At 72.3% G+C, this 15,755-nt stretch carries 15 protein-coding genes and 2 tRNA genes; 10 read left to right on the top strand and 7 right to left on the bottom strand.

Features of this window, described 5'->3' with window-relative positions:
- Positions 1 to 10: 10 nt before the first annotated feature.
- Genes aroA through FYW99_RS11475 form a run of 3 tightly spaced genes read left to right on the top strand, consistent with a single transcriptional unit; the run spans position 11 to position 2,676 of the window.
- Complete coding sequence (gene aroA / locus FYW99_RS11485; RefSeq protein ID WP_150251989.1) at positions 11 to 1,357, top strand: 3-phosphoshikimate 1-carboxyvinyltransferase; 1,347 nt, start codon at positions 11 to 13, stop codon at positions 1,355 to 1,357.
- Entirely contained in the window at positions 1,354 to 2,406 is a 1,053-nt protein-coding gene (gene rsgA, locus FYW99_RS11480) for a ribosome small subunit-dependent GTPase A (protein ID WP_150251988.1), read from the top strand. Before aroA ends, rsgA begins: the two co-directional genes overlap by 4 nt.
- A gap of 27 nt (positions 2,407 to 2,433) precedes the next feature.
- On the top strand, positions 2,434 to 2,676 hold the full coding sequence (locus tag FYW99_RS11475) for a hypothetical protein (RefSeq protein WP_150251987.1): 243 nt from the start codon (positions 2,434 to 2,436) through the stop codon (positions 2,674 to 2,676).
- Positions 2,677 to 2,682: 6 nt separating this feature from the next.
- On the opposite strand, the gene FYW99_RS11470 is transcribed toward FYW99_RS11475, so the two are convergent.
- On the bottom strand, positions 2,683 to 3,048 hold the full coding sequence (locus tag FYW99_RS11470; protein WP_150251986.1) for a winged helix-turn-helix transcriptional regulator: 366 nt from the start codon (positions 3,046 to 3,048) through the stop codon (positions 2,683 to 2,685).
- Positions 3,049 to 3,143: 95 nt separating this feature from the next.
- On the opposite strand from FYW99_RS11470, the gene FYW99_RS11465 reads away from it, so the two are divergent.
- A complete protein-coding gene (locus tag FYW99_RS11465) occupies positions 3,144 to 4,034 on the top strand; it encodes an NAD(P)-dependent oxidoreductase (RefSeq protein ID WP_150251985.1) in 891 nt (296 codons plus the stop codon).
- A gap of 225 nt (positions 4,035 to 4,259) precedes the next feature.
- Here the strand turns inward: FYW99_RS11465 and FYW99_RS11460 are convergent, their stop codons facing one another.
- Positions 4,260 to 4,550, bottom strand: coding sequence for a DUF2087 domain-containing protein (locus FYW99_RS11460; protein WP_017564237.1), 291 nt, complete (start codon positions 4,548 to 4,550; stop codon positions 4,260 to 4,262).
- Positions 4,551 to 4,563: 13 nt separating this feature from the next.
- Positions 4,564 to 5,148, bottom strand: coding sequence for a TetR/AcrR family transcriptional regulator (locus tag FYW99_RS11455; RefSeq protein WP_017564236.1), 585 nt, complete (start codon positions 5,146 to 5,148; stop codon positions 4,564 to 4,566).
- Positions 5,149 to 5,304: 156 nt separating this feature from the next.
- Here FYW99_RS11455 and hisN point away from each other — a divergent pair, with 156 nt between their 5' ends.
- The 5 genes from hisN to FYW99_RS11430 all read left to right on the top strand — a co-directional run bounded on the left by hisN (position 5,305) and on the right by FYW99_RS11430 (position 9,914).
- A complete protein-coding gene (gene hisN / locus FYW99_RS11450) occupies positions 5,305 to 6,111 on the top strand; it encodes a histidinol-phosphatase (protein WP_150251984.1) in 807 nt (268 codons plus the stop codon).
- A gap of 64 nt (positions 6,112 to 6,175) precedes the next feature.
- On the top strand, positions 6,176 to 6,691 hold the full coding sequence (locus FYW99_RS11445) for a hypothetical protein (protein ID WP_150251983.1): 516 nt from the start codon (positions 6,176 to 6,178) through the stop codon (positions 6,689 to 6,691).
- 198 nt (positions 6,692 to 6,889) lie between these two features.
- The gene (locus FYW99_RS11440) at positions 6,890 to 8,149 is read left to right on the top strand and encodes an ABC transporter permease (protein WP_150251982.1); all 1,260 of its coding nucleotides are present in this window, start codon (positions 6,890 to 6,892) and stop codon (positions 8,147 to 8,149) included.
- Positions 8,150 to 8,159: 10 nt separating this feature from the next.
- Complete coding sequence (locus tag FYW99_RS11435) at positions 8,160 to 9,194, top strand: efflux RND transporter periplasmic adaptor subunit (protein ID WP_150251981.1); 1,035 nt, start codon at positions 8,160 to 8,162, stop codon at positions 9,192 to 9,194.
- Positions 9,195 to 9,914, top strand: coding sequence for an ABC transporter ATP-binding protein (locus FYW99_RS11430; RefSeq protein WP_150251980.1), 720 nt, complete (start codon positions 9,195 to 9,197; stop codon positions 9,912 to 9,914).
- Positions 9,915 to 10,063: 149 nt separating this feature from the next.
- On the opposite strand, the gene FYW99_RS11425 is transcribed toward FYW99_RS11430, so the two are convergent.
- From FYW99_RS11425 to FYW99_RS11415, 3 genes are all read right to left on the bottom strand, one after another.
- Positions 10,064 to 10,140, bottom strand: a tRNA-Met gene (locus FYW99_RS11425).
- 249 nt (positions 10,141 to 10,389) lie between these two features.
- Positions 10,390 to 10,466: transfer RNA gene (locus tag FYW99_RS11420), tRNA-Met, on the bottom strand.
- Positions 10,467 to 10,728: 262 nt separating this feature from the next.
- Complete coding sequence (locus FYW99_RS11415) at positions 10,729 to 13,731, bottom strand: UPF0182 family membrane protein (RefSeq protein ID WP_263364058.1); 3,003 nt, start codon at positions 13,729 to 13,731, stop codon at positions 10,729 to 10,731.
- Between the two features lie 255 nt (positions 13,732 to 13,986).
- Between FYW99_RS11415 and FYW99_RS11410 the strand changes: the two genes are divergently transcribed.
- Positions 13,987 to 14,508: a PPA1309 family protein gene (locus tag FYW99_RS11410; RefSeq protein ID WP_263364057.1), complete on the top strand. Its 522-nt coding sequence runs from the start codon at positions 13,987 to 13,989 to the stop codon at positions 14,506 to 14,508.
- 179 nt (positions 14,509 to 14,687) lie between these two features.
- Here the strand turns inward: FYW99_RS11410 and FYW99_RS11405 are convergent, their stop codons facing one another.
- Positions 14,688 to 15,746 (bottom strand): YlbL family protein, encoded by a 1,059-nt coding sequence (locus tag FYW99_RS11405; RefSeq protein WP_150252258.1) that lies wholly within the window; start codon positions 15,744 to 15,746, stop codon positions 14,688 to 14,690.
- Positions 15,747 to 15,755 lie beyond the last annotated feature (9 nt).

Here is a 15,755-nt window from a genome sequence, read left to right as displayed (position 1 = left end):
ACCTTGTGTCATGCCTGAGTCCGCGTCCTCGCAGCCCGTCCAGTCCGGCCAGAACCCCGACACCGCCACGTCCCCGCGCTCCGCCGGGACCCCCGGCGGGCACTGGCCCGCGCCCACGGCCGAGCGGCCGGTGCGCGCCCGGCTGTCGCTGCCGGGGTCCAAGTCGATGACCAACCGCGCGCTGGTCCTGGCCGCCCTGTCGGAGACACCGTGCCTGGTGCGCCGTCCGCTGGTCAGCCGGGACAGCGAGCTGATGGCGGGCTCCCTGCGCGCCCTGGGCGCGGGGATCGCCGCGGAGGGGGAGGACATGGCGGTCACCCCCGCCCCGCTGCGCGGCCCGGCCTCCGTCGACGTCGGCAACGCGGGCACGGTGATGCGGTTCGTGCCGCCGGTGGCGGCCCTGGCCTCGGGCACCGTGGAGTTCGACGGTGACCCGCGTGCCCGTGAGCGGCCCGTGGGCGAGCTGCTGGCCGCGCTGCGCGCCCTGGGCGCCGACATCGACGACGGCGGCCGCGGCGCGCTGCCGATGGCCGTGCACGGCACCGGCGCCGTGCGCGGCGGCGAGGTGACGCTCGACGCGTCCGGCTCCTCCCAGTTCGTGTCGGCCCTCCTCCTGAGCGGCGCCCGCTTCACCGAGGGCGTGCACGTGCGCCACTCCGGGCCCCCCGTGCCCTCCCAGCCGCACCTGGACATGACCGTGGAGATGCTGCGCGCGGCCGGGGTCGCCGTGTCCACCGCCGACAACTCCTGGAGGGTCGAGCCCGGACCGGTCAAGGTCTCCGACATCACCGTGGAGCCCGACCTGTCCAACGCCGCGCCCTTCCTGGCCGCCGCCCTGGTCACCGGGGGCGAGGTGACGGTCGAGGACTGGCCGGAGCACACCACCCAGCCCGGCGACGAGCTGCGCTCGCTGTTCACCCGGATGGGCGGCGAGGTCTCCCGCTCGCCCGAGGGGCTGCTCACCCTGCGCGGCACCGGTCGGATCCTGGGCATCGACGCCGACCTGCGCGACGTGGGCGAACTCACGCCCACCGTCGCCGCCGTGGCCGCGCTCGCCACGACCCCCTCCCGGCTGACCGGCATCGCGCACCTGCGCCGCCACGAGACCGACCGCATCGCCGCGCTGGCCGCCGAGATCAACCGGCTGGGCGGCGACGCCGAGGAGCTGCCCGACGGACTGGTCATCAACCCGCGCCCGATGCGCGGCGGGGTGTTCCACTCCTACGACGACCACCGGATGGCCACCTCGGGAGCGGTGATCGGGCTCGCGGTGCCCGGGGTGGAGGTGGAGAACATCGCCACCACGCGCAAGACCCTGCCCGACTTCCCGGGCCTGTGGGCGGAGGCCCTGGCATGAGCCGCACGCGGGGCGGGGGACGCCACCTGGACGAGGACGACATCCGCGTGCGCGCCCGGGGCGGTTCGCGCCCCCGCACCCGCAACCGCCCCAAGCACGAGAACGCCGTGGAGGGCCTGGTCACCGCCGTGGACCGGGGCCGGTACCGCTGCCTGGTGAACGGCGTTCCCGTCGTGGCGATGAAGGCCCGCGAGCTCGGCCGCGGCTCGATCGTGGTCGGCGACCGCGTCGACGTGGTCGGCGACCTGTCCGGCAGACCCGACACCCTGGCGCGTGTCGTACGGGTCAGGGAGCGCGCGTCCGTGCTCAGGCGCACGGCCGACGACACCGACCCGGTCGAGCGGGTGATCGTGGCCAACGCCGACCAGCTGGCGATCGTCTGCGCCCTGGCCGATCCCGCGCCGCAGCCGCGCTTCGTGGACCGCTGCCTGGTCGCCGCCTACGACGCCGGGCTCTCCCCCCTGCTGTGCCTGACCAAGGCCGACCTGGCCGCCCCGGACGAGTTGGTGCGGGTGTACGCGCCCCTGGGCGTGCCCTACGAGGTGCTCGACCCCGAGAGCGGCCTGGACGGCCTGCGCGCCCGTCTGGCCGACCGCACCACCGTGCTCGTGGGTTCCTCCGGAGTGGGCAAGTCCACCCTGGTCAACCGGCTCGTCCCCGGCACCGACCGGGCCGTGGGCCACGTCAACGCCGTCACCGGGCGCGGCCGCCACACCTCCACGTCCGCCGCCGCGCTGCCCTTCGGGGGCGGCTGGCTGATCGACACCCCGGGCGTGCGCAGCTTCGGCCTGGCCCACATCGACCCCGAGGACATCGTCGAGGGCTTCGCGGACCTGGCCGAGGCCGCCGAGGACTGCCCCGCGGGCTGCTCCCACCAGCCCGACTCCCCCGGCTGCGCGATCCAGGCCGCGCTGGAGCGCGGAGGACTCGACCCGGACCGCGTGGCCTCCCTGCGCCGCCTGCTCACCAGTCGCGAGGGGGACGCCGGGGACACCGGGGACACCAGGGACACCAGGGACACCAGGGACACCGACGAGACGGATTCCTGACCGGCTCCACCCCCAGGAGGCATTTCCATGAAGGACAACGACAGACGGGTGACCGCGGTGGCCGTCGTGGGGGCCGCCAACGCCCTCCTCGTGATAGCGGCGGTACTCCTGGACGTGTGGAGGGAAAACGGCGGGCCGGACCTGACGGTCCTCGCCTACGTGCTCCTCGGGCTCGCCGTCGTCGCGCTCGCTTGGCAGGCGGTTCTCTTCGTACGGCCTCTCAGGCGTCGAGGCGGCGCGGGCAGGCACTCCGTCGAACGGAACGGGTAGAGGGAGTCAGGGAGCCGCCCTGGACTCCTCGGACACCGGCCGGGCCGGTGTCAGGGCATGCGCGCGGCCCCAGGCCCCGAGCGGGGCCAGGGCCTCGTTCAGGGACTTCCCCAGCGGGGTGAGCGAGTACTCGACCCGCGGCGGGACCTCCCCGAAGTCCCGTCGGCGCACGATTCCGTCCTGCTCCAGCTCGCGCAGGTGGGAGGCCAGGACCTTCTCGGTGACGCCGTCGAGCATGCGGCGCAGCTCGCCGAAGCGGTGCGGCTCCTCCTCCAGCGCCCACAGGACGAGCACCTTCCACCTGCCACCGATGACGTCCATCGCCGCGTCGATACCGCAGTGGTACGCGCCGGGCCTCCGTACGACGGCCATCGCCCTCCCTCCCGCCTGCGTGCTTACCCCGGAGTGCGCACGCACCTGAAAGTGCGTACTTGTCGGGGCTCCGACGGGCGACGAGCCTAGTGCACATGAACGCACACGACACCGAGAAGCCCCGCGTCGCCCTGCTCGGGCTCGGGGACATGGGCACCGCCCTCGCCCGCGCCTGGCTCGCCGCCGGACACCCGCTGACCGTCTGGAACCGAACCCCGTCCCGGGCCGAGCCGCTGGCCCGGGAGGGCGCCGACGTCGCCGCGACGGCGGCCGGGGCGGTCGCCTCCGCCCGCCTGGTGGTGACCTGCCTGCTCGACGACGACTCCGTCGGCGCGGTGCTGGACGCCGCCGACCTGGCGGGCCGGGACCTGTTCAACCTCACCACCGGGACGCCGGACCAGGCACGGGCCCGCGCGGAGTGGGCGCACGGACGTGGCGCCCGCTTCGTCAGCGGCGGCGTCATGGCCGTTCCGCCGATGATCGGCGCCTCCGGCTCGGGCGGGTACGTGTTCTACAGCGGTTCCGGGGAGGCCTTCGCCGAGCACGAGGCGGCCCTGTCCACCGTGGCCGGGACCGTGTTCGTCGGTGAGGACGCCGGGCTGGCAGACCTGCACGACGTGGCCCTGCTCAGCGCGATGAGCGGCATGTTCGCCGGGGTCGCGCACGCCTTCGCCCTGGTCCGCGACGAGGACGTGCCGCTGAAGGGGTTCGCGTCCCTGCTGGCGGACTGGCTGAGCGCGATGACCGTCGGCGTCCACACCGCCGCGGAGCAGCTGGAGAGCGGCGACTACACCAGGGGCGTCGTCTCCAACCTCTCCATGCAGGTACGGGGCAACCGGACCCTGCTGCGCACCGCCGAGGAGCAGGGGGTGAGCACCGAACTCCTGGCGCCGTACGCGGAGCTGATGGAGCACCGCCTCGCACGGGGCCACGGAGACGAGGACGGTACGGGAGTGGTGGACCTGCTCGCCGCGCCCCGCCGCTGAACGCGGCCGGGCTGTCCTCCCCGGGCCGCCGCGTCGGCTTCCATCGGCTGTGGCTGCCCGGGCCGGAACCCCGAGGAGACGGGGACCGGAAGGGTTCATCGTGCCGTTGCTCTGCGGCGTGATCTCGTACTTGTAGCGAGGTTCGAGCGCCGACACTGGCTATAAGTACAAGATCATCACAGGTCAGAGCTCCTGGAACCACACCAGCCACGTTCCCGGCAGGTGCTAGACCTCCACGGTTCCGCCGCAGCGCCAGTACCGGGTGCGGTCGCGCTCCATGAACCCCTCGTCGACCAGGCCGCGGCGCAGCACCGCCACGTTCGCACTGAACCCGCTCAGGACCGCGTTGACCTCGGCCTCGCTGTAGCGGACCCCCGGTTCGAAGGCCCGGGCCACCTGGTCGAGCAGGATCAGCCGGGCGGCGCGGCGGACCGGGATCGCGGTGATCCGCCCGTCGGCCATGCAGGCGCGCAGCACCTCCCGGCGCTCGCTCTCCGTCAGCGGACCCTCCACCACGCCGCCACCCCTCTCAGCGGCCGACCATCAGCATCCCGTGCACGACCGTCTCGACCCTGCGCGCGGCCTCGTCGGGGTCGATGGGTTGCAGCGAGTAGGACACCGTCAGGCGCAGGGCGACGTCGGCCGCGACCTCGGCGGCGGAGTCGGCCAGCTCCGGATAGCGCTCCCCCAGCAGGGCGGTGATGCGCTCGCCCAGGACGTCCAGCAGGGGCTCGGCGCGCGTGGTGAGCACCGGCAGGAGCCCGTGGTCCCCGGTCACCACCGCGCGCAGCAGCGGGTTGTCGCGGGCGGACAGCAGCACCAGGCGCGTGGCCCGGCTCACCGCGTGCGGCGGGTCCTCGCCCTCCTCCTCCAGGAGGCGCACCACCCGGTCGAGCAGCGCGTTGACCTCGCGTACCACGACGGCCTGGAGCAGGCCCTCCTTGCTGCCGAACACGTTGTACAGGGTCTGGCGCGACACCCGGGCGACCGCCGCGATGTCCACCATGCGCCGGTCGGACCACCCGCCCGAGACGACCTCGGCGTAGGCGGCGTCCAACAAGCGCTCCCGCGCCGAGGTGCCCTCGGCGCGCCCCTGCCGGTTCGCGGTGTCCATGTCCCCATCCTCGCATCCGCCGCCGCGGACGACACCCCTGACGCTCCCCGCCGGGCCGTCGTTCCCTCGGATCCCGGCGGCGGGGAACTAACACTCTGGTCACGCGCGTGCGCCCCTTTGGCCATGTTCGTGCCCGTGAGGGTAGCGTTACCGGTCATGGTGTCCTTTGACGATGATCTGCGGCTGGCCCACGTGCTCGCCGACGCTGCCGACGACATCGCGCTCAAGCGCTTCCGGGCGCTTGACCTCGTCGTCGACACCAAACCCGACCTCACCCACGTCACCGAGGCCGACCGGATGGTGGAGGAGACGCTGCGCGGCGTGCTCTCCCGCGCCCGGCCCCGCGACGCCGTGGTGGGCGAGGAGTACGGCAAGACGGGCAACAGCAACCGGGTGTGGGTCATCGACCCCATCGACGGCACCGCGAACTACGTCCGCGGTGTCCCGGTGTGGGCGACCCTGATCGCCCTGCTGGAGGGGGACCGTCCCGTGGTGGGCGTGGTCTCGGCCCCGGCGCTGTACCGCCGTTGGTGGGCCTCCCGGGGCGGCGGCGCCTGGCAGGGCCGCAGCCTGTCGAAGGCCTCGCGCTGCCACGTGTCCAAGGTGTCGGAGCTGTCGGAGGCCTCGCTGAGCTTCTCCTCGCTGACCGGCTGGGAGCAGCAGGGCCGCCTCGACTCCTTCCTCGGCCTGACCCGCTCGGTCTGGCGCACCCGCGCCTACGGCGACTTCTGGTCGCACGTGATGGTCGCCGAGGGCGTCGTGGACATCTCCGCCGAGCCCGAGCTGTCGCTGTGGGACGCCGCACCGCTGCCCGTCATCCTGGAGGAGGCGGGCGGACGGGCCACCAACCTGCGCGGCGGGGGCTTCGAGGACGGCGGCCCCCTGGTGTGTACCAACGGCGCGGTCCACGACCAGGTGCTGACCTGGCTCAACGGAGGCCCCACCCCACTGCACCGCGTCTGACCCCACCCCCCGAGAACAACAGAGAGCACACACGGAGCCACCGTACGTAGTAACGTGCGGTGGCGTGCTGACCACGACACCCCTCCGGGCCTCCCTGTGCGCGGCCGCGGTCCTGCTGGCCACCGCCTGCGGCGGCGGCCACGGGCACAGCCCCGAACAGCTGCGCGAGATGATCGCCGACACCGTGCGCTCCTCCGTCCAGGGTGAGGGCCCCGGCCTGGGCGTCCCCGACACCGCGTTCGACCCCTCCAGGTACCTGTGCGTGCCCGCCGTGGACAGCCGGACCGCCCGTCCCTGGCGCACCGAGGTGCCTCGCGTGCCCGCGGGCGGCCCCGTCGAACTGGGCGTCCTGGCACCGGAGGACGCGGACACCGCATCGGTGACCGTCTCCGTCATCGGCCCCCGCGGCGGCACCGCCACCACCAAGGCGGCGGTCGCGTCCGGCGAGTGGACCCGCGTGCGCCACCCCGACGACTTCGAGGGTGCGGAGGACTCCCCCTCCGCGGGGGTGCACACGGTGGTCTGGTCGGACACCGGCTCCGGAGCACCGCTCACCTGTGACGACTTCGAGGCGGTCTGAGGCCCCGGCCCCGCCGCGCTTCCGTCCATTCCCTCTCCAGCGTGCGGTCCAAAACGGCGGCCCGAAATTAATTCGGACGGGCTGAACCGAAACCGCCTCCTTCCACGATGAGTCTGGTGAAACCCCGCCACCCCCGCGGGTATCCCGGCGCCGCCGTCGCGGCGCCCGGATCTCACAGACATCACGGGAAGGGGCCGAATGCTGCGTTCCCTCACAGCCGGGATCGTGCTGGCCTTCGCCGGTTCACGGGCCAACGTGGCCCGGACCATCCTGTCCTGCGCGGGCATCGTCGTCGGTGTCGGCGCACTGATCCTCGTGGTCAGCGCCAGCGACTTCGGCCAGCGCTTCGCCACCGCCTACAGCGAGGCCAACGCGGGCCGCCCGGCGACCCTGGAGGTCACCGTGTACGGCCGGGTCACCGACCGCACCGCCTTCGAGGAGGACCTGCTCCGTGCGGGCGGCCAGGACATCTCGATCTACCACAGGCCCTCCCAGGCCCCGGCGATCCGCGCCGACGGCTCGGTCCTGCCCGACGTGGAGTTCCTCGGCGTGGACCCCACCCTGGGTGACATCCGGCGGATGAACCTGGCCGAGGGCCGCTGGTTCACCGAGGCCGACACCGAGTCGCTGGCCCCGGTCATGGTCGTCAACGAGCAGCTCGCCGACGCGCTGGGCGACCTCACCCGCGTCCAGATCGGCACCGGCCGGTGGACGGACGTGCGCGTCGTCGGCGTCCTGGAGAGCTCCGCGCTGGACATGGGCTGGTACAGCGCCTACCTGCTGCGCGCCCCCTCCTCCGAGGAACTGCTCTTCGGAACCTCCACCGGCGCGCAGGAGCAGGAGGAGGAGTCGGCCGACCCGTTCCTCATGGGCGACATGACCACCTACCAGGTGCGGATCGACCCGCGCGACCCCGCGGCGCAGGACCCGTGGGGCGAGGTCTTCTCCGACCGCCTGGCGTCGGTGTCCTGGCGTTGGGGCGTGGAGGAGCGGGACGCCGTCATGGCCTACCGCACGGACTACGCCGAGGAGGTCGGCCAGGTCATCACCTACATGTCCTGGGGTCTCACCGGTATCGCCGCCGTCACCCTCACCACCGGCCTGCTGGGCGTGCTCAACGTGGGGCTGGTCACCGTGCGCGAGCGCCGCCGCGAACTGGCCACCTACCGCGCCCTGGGCGCGAGCCGGTTCACCCTGTTCGTGGCCGTGGTCATGGAGTCGGTCGTGGTGTCCCTGGTGGCCGGGATCATCGCGCTCGCCGCCTGCTGGGCCCTGCTGGCCGCGGGCGGCGCGGTGCTGGGGAGCCTCGTGTCGCTGCCCGCCGACGTCCCCCTGAACATCCCCGCGTCCGGAGTACTCGTCGGCCTGGGCAGCGCCGCCCTCGTCGGGATGCTGGCCGGGATCATCCCCGCGATGCGGGCGCTGCGCGCGTCCGTGGTCGCCGGACTCCGGGAATAGGAGAGATCACGTGAAGAAGTGGATCATCATCGGCGCGGTCCTGGTCCTCGTGGGAGGACTGGCCGGCGCCGGCTACCTCCTGGTGTCCCGTCTGGGCGGCCCAGGCGCCGGAGAGGACGCGGGCATGCAGCAGGCCGCCCTGGACGTGGGAGGGGAACCGGTCGAGGTGGTGATGGGCGAGGTCAGCTCCGTGCTGGTGCTGGACGCCGTCGTCCGGGCCGAGCCCGGTGAGACGGTCGAGGCCCGCAACGGGGGCACGGTCTCCCACCTGTGGGTGGGTGAGGGCGCCGAGGTCGACCGTGGCGCCCCGGTCGTCAACGTTCGGGTGCCCGCCGGGGAGGCGCCCGTCACCGGGGAGGGCGGGGAGGCCCCCGACGCCCCCGCGACCGAGGAGGTCACCCTGTACGCGCCCGCCGCCGGAACGGTGTCGGGTCTGGAGGACGTCCTGGTCGGCGACGTGCTGGAGCCCGGCGCGGTGGTGGCCACGGTCGCCCCCGAGGAGTTCCGCGCCGTCGCGTCGATCCCGCCCAACGACCTCTACCGCTTCTACGAGGACCCCGAGGACATCCTGCTCCAGATCGATCAGGGGCCGCCCGCGGCCGGGTGCGAGTTCCTGTCCCTGGGCACGGCCGGAGGAGGCGGAACCGTCCCCGGGGCCGAGGGCGGCGAGAACGCCGAGGGCGGCGGTGTCGGCAGTGGCGGCGGGGCCGAACTGGCCTGCCGGGTGCCCGCCGACCTGGAGGTCTTCGAGGGCGTGCTGGGACAGCTGTCGGTCAGCACCGGCGCGGCCGCGAACGCGCTCATCGTCCCCGTGACCGCGGTGCGCGGCACCGCCGGGTCGGGCGAGGTCGTGGTGGTGGGCGAGAACGGCGCCGAGGAGACCCGCGAGGTGGAGCTGGGCGTCTCCGACGGGTCGTCCGTCGAGGTCACCGAGGGGTTGAGCGTCGGTGAGAGGGTCCTGGACCCGATCCCGCTCGACCCCCGGTTCGACGTGCCCGGCGCGCACGGCTCCGAGGACGAGACCGCCGAGGAGGGTGAGGGCTAGATGTCCCTCGACGCACCGGTCCCCGAGGCCGTGCCGCGCCGCCCCCGTCCGGCGCCCCTGCTGGACGTGGAGGGGATGACCCGGCACTTCACGGTGTCGGGGAACCGGATCGACGTGCTGCGCGACTGCACGTTCCGGGTGGGGCGGGGCGAGGTGGTGGCGATCGTCGGCCAGTCCGGTTCGGGCAAGTCCACCCTGCTCAACGTCCTGGGCCTGCTCGACCGGCCCAGCGGCGGCACGTACACGTTCGACGGCGTGGACACCACCCGCCTGGGCGAGGGGGCGAGGTCGCGCCTGCGCGGTGAGGGGATCGGCTTCGTGTTCCAGCAGTTCCACCTGCTGGAGCGGCGGACCGCCCTGGCCAACGTCGGTGTGCCGATGGTGCTCGGCGGCGTGCCGCTGCTGCGCCGCCGGGCGCGGGCCCGCGAACTGCTGGAGGCCGTGGGGCTGGGGCACCGGCTGCACTCGCAGCCGCACCAGCTCTCCGGCGGTGAGCAGCAGCGTGTGGCCCTGGCGCGGGCGCTGAGCCGGGAACCCGCCCTGATCCTCGCCGACGAGCCCACGGGCGCCCTGGACGCCGCCAGCAGCACCATGATCATGGAGCAGTTGCTGGAGCAGGCCCGGATCCGCGACGCCGCGGTGGTCGTGGTGACCCACGACCCCAAGGTGGCCGAGCGGGCCGACCGCGTGGTCGAACTCGTGGAGGGCCGCACCCGCTGAGCGTGTGCCGCCCGGGAGACCGGGCGGCACACGGGCACACGGGCACACGGGCACACGGGCACACGGGCACACGGGCACACGGGCACACGGGCACACGGGCACACGGGCACACGAAAAACGCCGGGCGCGAAATGCGCCCGGCGTTTTACTGGTAGCGGGGACAGGATTTGAACCTGCGACCTCTGGGTTATGAGCCCAGCGAGCTACCGAACTGCTCCACCCCGCGTCGTGATCTCTATTTTAGGGGGTTTAGCCCCGGGTGGCAAATCGGTTTTCCCTGAGTTTCCCTGGAGAAAACCGGTGGAGATCCCACCCTGTGGTAGTCGGTTTCCCGACCGCCTTCGGCAATCCTACCAGCGCTTGCACCCTGGTCTGACCACCCGGACTCCCCCTGGGGGGCGTCCGCTTCCGCTCTCCTCCGAAAAGGAGGAGAAAGGAAAACCGACGGACCCGGGATTTCTCCCGGGTCCGGGTCTGGTAGCGGGGACAGGATTTGAACCTGCGACCTCTGGGTTATGAGCCCAGCGAGCTACCGAACTGCTCCACCCCGCGTCGTTGTGTCTACACAGTAGCGCGCCCTGAACAAAAACCCAAATCGGCGGACCGGGACGTGCCAGCGGGCGCGCGGAGCCCTCGCCAGCGCCGGACACGGGGCGCGTGGAGCCCTCTCGGACCCCGCCCCCGTGGCTCTCCCGGGGACACGGGTCCCGGGGACGCTGAGGCCCCCGGACACGGCCTCCCGGGAACGCCGGAGGGGGCGGGGGTCCTCGGACCCCCGCCCCCTCACCGAGCGGTCACCGCCGTAGGGCGGGGCTCAGTTCTCGTCCAGCTGCTGCTGGATGTCCTCCAGCGCCTCACGCAGGCGGTCGTTGGCCTCCTCGTTGGACTGCTGGGCCTCCTCCCAGGCCTCGACGGCCTCGTTGAGGGAGTCGGTGAGGTCCTGGTTGCCTCCGCCGCCCTCGCCGCCTCCGCCGTCACCGGCTCCGGCCTCCTCCTCGGGGGCCTCCTCGGCGCCCTCCTCGGGAGGCGCGCCCTCCCCGTCGAAGAGGTTGCTGAGCGCGTCCGGCAGGCTGTTGCCGATGGCCACCTCGTCACCGAAGCCGACCATGACCTGCTGGAGCAGCGGGAAGGAGGCGGCGCCGCCGCCGCCCGCCTGCACGTACAGCGGCTCGACGTAGAGCAGGCCGCCGGCGAACGGCAGCGTGAGCAGGTTGCCCCGCGTCACCTCCGCGTTGGACTGCTCCAACGGCAGCAGCACCTCGCGGACGTCGGCGTCGGCGTCGAAGGCGTTCTGCACCTGCCCGGGGCCGAGGATCACCGTGCTCCGCGGCAGCTCCAGCAGCTTGAGCTGGCCGTAGTTCTCGGAGCGCGGATCGCTGTCCACCGCCATGAAGGCCGCCAGGTTCTCGCGGCCGCGCGGCACGAACGTGCTGGTCAGCGAGAAGGTCGACTCCTCGCCCGGGTACTGGATGGTCTGCCTGTAGGGCGGCTCGGGGGCCTCGGTCTCGTTGGTCGGGTCGTTGGGAACCGACCAGAAGTCCTGACCGCCGTAGTAGGCCGCGGCGTCCGTCACGTGGTACTCGCGCATGATCTGGCGCTGCACCTTGAACAGGTCGTCCGGGTAGCGCAGGTGGTCGATGAGCTCCTCGCTCATCTGGTCCCTGCTGACGACGGTCCCGGGGAAGGCGTCCATCCAGGTCTGGAGGACCGGGTCCGCCTCGTCCCACGCGTACAGGGTGACGGTGCCGTCGTAGGCGTCGACGGTGGCCTTCACCGAGTTGCGGATGTAGTTGACCTCGTTGCCCGGCAGCGCGCCCACCTGCTGGGCCGAGCCGTCGGTGAAGGTGTCGGTCACCGCCTGGGTGAAGTCGATCCGGTTGGCGTACGGGTAGCCGTCGGAGGTGGTGTAGGCGTCCACGATCCACACGACCCGGCCGTCGACGACCGCCGGGTAGGGGCGGCTGTCCGTGGTCAGGTACGGGGCCACCTTCTCCACGCGCTCCACCGGGTCGCGCTCGTAGATGATGCGCGAGTCGTCGGTGATGGCGCTGTTGAGCAGGATGTTGGGTTCCTGGTACTTGATCGCGTACAGGATCCGGTCGAAGAAGCTGGCCAGCTGGACGCCGCCGTCGCCGTCGTAGCGGTTGTAGGCCTGCGAGTCGCTGCCCTCCTCGGCGCCCTCACCGCCCTCTCCGCCGCCCTGGCCCTCACCCTCGGCGGGGGCCTCCTCGGCGGTCTGCTCCGCGGCCTCCTGGTCGGCGTCGGCCGGGGCGCGGGCCTCGTCCGGGCTCGGGGTGACCTCGGCCTCGACGGCGTCCTCCGGGGTCGGGACGTCGCCCGTCTCCTCCTCGGCGTCGAGGGGGTAGTCGTACTCCTCCTCGGCCTGGACGATGGCGTACTCGGCGCCCTCCCGGCCGTAGTAGATGCGCGGCTCGTACTCGCCGACGACGTCGCTCAGCTCACCGCGCGGAGGGATGTTGTACTCGGTGAAGACCGGTCGGCCCTCGGCGTCGATCTGGGTGCCCGCGGCGGCGACCATGCCGTAGCCGTGGGTGTAGATCAGGTGCCGGTTGAGCCAGTTGTCCTGGTCGGCGGGCGGCCCGTCCAGCTCGCGGACGGCCACGATCGTGTCGATCAGGTTGCCCTCGGAGTTCGGGTAGCGGTCGACCTCCAGCACCTCGGGGAACTGGTAGAAGCCGCGGACCTGCTGCATCTGCTGGAAGGTCTGCGAGACCACCGAGGGGTCGACCAGGCGCACGGTGGTGTCCTGGGACTCCTCCACCAGGTCCTGCGCGCTGAGCTCGGTGGTGGCGTCGTAGGCCTCCACCTCGGCGTCGGCGATGCCGTAGGCCTGGCGCGTGTACTCGATGTTGCGCTCGATGTAGGGGCTCTCCAGGCGCTGCTCGTTGGGCGAGACCTGGAAGCGCTGGACGATCTCGGGGTAGGCCACGCCGACCAGCACCGCGGACAGCACCAGCAGTCCGAGGCTGGCCATGGGAACCATGATGTTCTTGAAGTAGATGTTGGCGAAGAACAACACGGCGCAGATGACCGAGATGACCGTGAGGATGAGCAGCGCGGTCTTGACCGCGTTCACGTCGGTGTACGAGGCGCCGAAGGTGTAGCCGCGCTCGGAGAAGACCAGGCCGTAGCGGTCCAGCCAGTAGGAACCGCCGCGCAGCAGCACGAACAGGCCCAGCAGCACCGACAGGTGCACTCGGGCCGAGGGGGTGGCACGCTGACCGGAGTCGTTCTGGAGGCGGACCCCGCCGTACAGGTAGTGCACGATCACCGCGGCGATGAACGCCAGGATGACCGCCGCGTACAGGTAGCCGAGCAGGATGCGCAGGAACGGGTACGTGAACGCGAAGAAGGCCACGTCCATGCCGAACTCGGGGTCGTTCACCCCGAAGTCGGTGCTGTTCACGAACTGGAGGTAGGACCGCCAGTCACCGCTGGCCGCGGCTCCGGCCAGCAGCGCGAGGGCTCCCACCGCGATCCAGAAGAAGAGTTTGCGGTGCGGGTCGATGGACTGCCGGTAGCGGTCCAGGCCCTGCTGCTCCAGGCTCATCGGCCGGATGCCGGGCCGGGAGCGGTAGGCGAAGAAGATGCTGGCGCCGACGATGACGGCCATCACCAGGCCGGCGACGGCGAACAGCAGCACGCGGGTCCACAGTTCGGTCAGGAAGACCGAGGTGTAGCCGACGGAATCGAACCACTTGAAGTCGGTCCAGAAGTTCGCGGCGAGCATCAGCCCCGCGATGATGACGACCACGGTCGCCGCGACTGGCGCGAGCAACCTTGATCGGCGAGGCATACGCGCAGGTGGTGCGCCGGGCGATCGGAAGCTCACGCCTCCCCCTCGTTCTGGCTTGGTAGGTGCGTATGGGTGCGCGTGTGGCGCTCTGTTACTGAAAACTTAATCGGTGGCCGCAGGGTTCCCGAAATGGCCCTCGTCAGAGTGACAAGGCTGCATCGTTGCTGTATCGGAGTCGCATCCGGAAGGCCACGTGGCGACCCTACTGTCCGAAAACAGGGGCGTCGCGCTTCCCGCATCGGTCACTATGGAAACGTGTCGAACATTCGCGAAGCCGTCATGGACCTCGAACGCCACGCAGCCGAACAGGGCTGGGACCGGCCGCTGGGCCTGTACGCCCTGGTGCCGACCGCGGAGCTGCTGCGGGCGGAGCCCGCACTGGCCGGCCTGCTGGGCATCGACTCCCCCGCGGACCCCGGTGAGCTGACCCCCGTCGAGCAGGAGCAGCTGCCCGCCGACGTCCCGCTGGAGGAGGCGCTGGGCCGCATCCTGTGGCCGGAGGGCGTGGCCGGGTGCGCGCTGGTGATGGAGCGCCTGGTGGTCAAGGGCACGGACGAGACCCTGGCCCCGGACGAGCAGCCGGCCTCCTCCGGCCGCGAGACCGAGGAGATCCGCATGGTCGCCGGTGTGCTGCGCGACGGCTCGCGGCACTGCGCGATGCGCATGCGCAGCCACGACAGCGAGTCGGAGGTGCTCAACGGGGCGGACCTCATCCCCGCGCTGACCTCGGCGCTGGCGCTGACCCTGGACCTGGACGAGGAGTCCGAACAGGGCTGACCCGCGCGGTGCCCGGAGACCGCGAGGGCGCCCACGGGGTTCCAAGGGCCCGAAGCGCGCGCCCGAGGAACGGGGGTGCGCGCGGGGGCGAAGGTCCCCCTGCTCCGGGCGCCCGAGTACTCCGGGTACCCGGGCACGGGCCGAAGCGGGGCGGAGGTCCCGAAGCGGGCGCCGACCCCCTACTCGCAGCGCGGCAGCTCGCCCTCGCCGGTACGGATGGTCTCCAGCGCCCCGACCGCGTCGTCGAGGGTCTCCACCCGGACCACCTCCAGTTCGCCGTAGGCGGCCGACTGGGAGACCTGGGAGCAGCTGTCGGCGGCCACGAGGAAGTACTCGGCCCCGTCGCGCTGGGCGCTGACCATCTTCTGCGGGATGCCGCTGATCCCGCCGACCCGGCCGTCCGCGGTGATGGTGCCCGACCCGGCGACGGCCGCGCCGCCGGTGAGGCTCTCCTCGCTGAGGCGGTCCATGATCCCGAGCGCGAACATCATGCCCGCGCTGGGTCCGCCGATGTCGCCGATCGTGATCTCCACGTCCACGGGGAAGTCGGTCTCGTCGGCGATGAGCACGCCGACCGCCGCGCCGCCCGAGTCGCCCTCCTCGCTGGCGACCTCCACCTCGACGGTCTCGCCGTCGCGCTCCAGGGTGAGCCCGACCGGGTCGCCGGGCTCGCGGTCGCCGACCATCTCCACGACCGCGGCGCTGCCCGCGGGGGCGTCGGGATCGCCGCCCCGTGTGGGCACCGGCTCGCCGTCCACGGCCACGACGGCGTCGCCCGCCTCCACCACGCCGTGCGCGGGCATGCCCTCGACGGTGCCGCTGACCACGGGGACCGCCTCGTACTCCATGCCGAGCTGGGTGAGCGCGGCGGCGGTGGCGTCGGTCTGCGAGTCGTTCATCTGCACCGTCTGGCGCTCGCTGACCTCCTCGGGCGTGCGCCCCGAGGGGAAGAGCAGCTCCTCGGGCAGGACCGCCTGGGTGGGCGAGAGCCAGGCGGTGACGACGGTGAGGAAGTCGAGCCGGTGCTGGGGGCCGCCCGCGTACTGCACGGTCACCATGGACAGCGCGCCCTCGTGCTCGTAGCTCTCGGCGCCCTCGATCTCGATGACCGGCCCGCGGTCGGTCTGCCCGACCGTGTTGACGGTCAGCCCCGGCGCGGCGACCAGGTAGGGCACGGGCAGGTAGAGACTGCCGATCCCGAGCCCGACGAGGAGGACGAGCGCGACAACGAGGGTCATGGCACGACG

It is taken from the genome of Nocardiopsis deserti, assembly GCF_008638355.1.
GTDB lineage: Bacteria > Actinomycetota > Actinomycetes > Streptosporangiales > Streptosporangiaceae > Nocardiopsis > Nocardiopsis alborubida.
Note: the sequence above shows the minus strand (reverse complement) of the source record. Positions and strands in the feature narration are given on the sequence as shown.

Bases quoted from the DNA above. Each gene is read 5' to 3' on its own strand.
- aroA (WP_150251989.1), top strand. From the start codon at position 11: ATGCCTGAGTCCGCGTCCTCGCAGCCCGTCCAGTCCGGCCAGAACCCC.
- rsgA (WP_150251988.1), top strand. From the start codon at position 1,354: ATGAGCCGCACGCGGGGCGGGGGACGCCACCTGGACGAGGACGACATC.
- FYW99_RS11475 (WP_150251987.1), top strand. From the start codon at position 2,434: ATGAAGGACAACGACAGACGGGTGACCGCGGTGGCCGTCGTGGGGGCC.
- FYW99_RS11470 (WP_150251986.1), bottom strand. From the start codon at position 3,048: ATGGCCGTCGTACGGAGGCCCGGCGCGTACCACTGCGGTATCGACGCG.
- FYW99_RS11465 (WP_150251985.1), top strand. From the start codon at position 3,144: ATGAACGCACACGACACCGAGAAGCCCCGCGTCGCCCTGCTCGGGCTC.
- FYW99_RS11455 (WP_017564236.1), bottom strand. From the start codon at position 5,148: ATGGACACCGCGAACCGGCAGGGGCGCGCCGAGGGCACCTCGGCGCGG.
- hisN (WP_150251984.1), top strand. From the start codon at position 5,305: ATGGTGTCCTTTGACGATGATCTGCGGCTGGCCCACGTGCTCGCCGAC.
- FYW99_RS11440 (WP_150251982.1), top strand. From the start codon at position 6,890: ATGCTGCGTTCCCTCACAGCCGGGATCGTGCTGGCCTTCGCCGGTTCA.
- FYW99_RS11430 (WP_150251980.1), top strand. From the start codon at position 9,195: ATGTCCCTCGACGCACCGGTCCCCGAGGCCGTGCCGCGCCGCCCCCGT.
- FYW99_RS11415 (WP_263364058.1), bottom strand. From the start codon at position 13,731: ATGCCTCGCCGATCAAGGTTGCTCGCGCCAGTCGCGGCGACCGTGGTC.
- FYW99_RS11405 (WP_150252258.1), bottom strand. From the start codon at position 15,746: ATGACCCTCGTTGTCGCGCTCGTCCTCCTCGTCGGGCTCGGGATCGGC.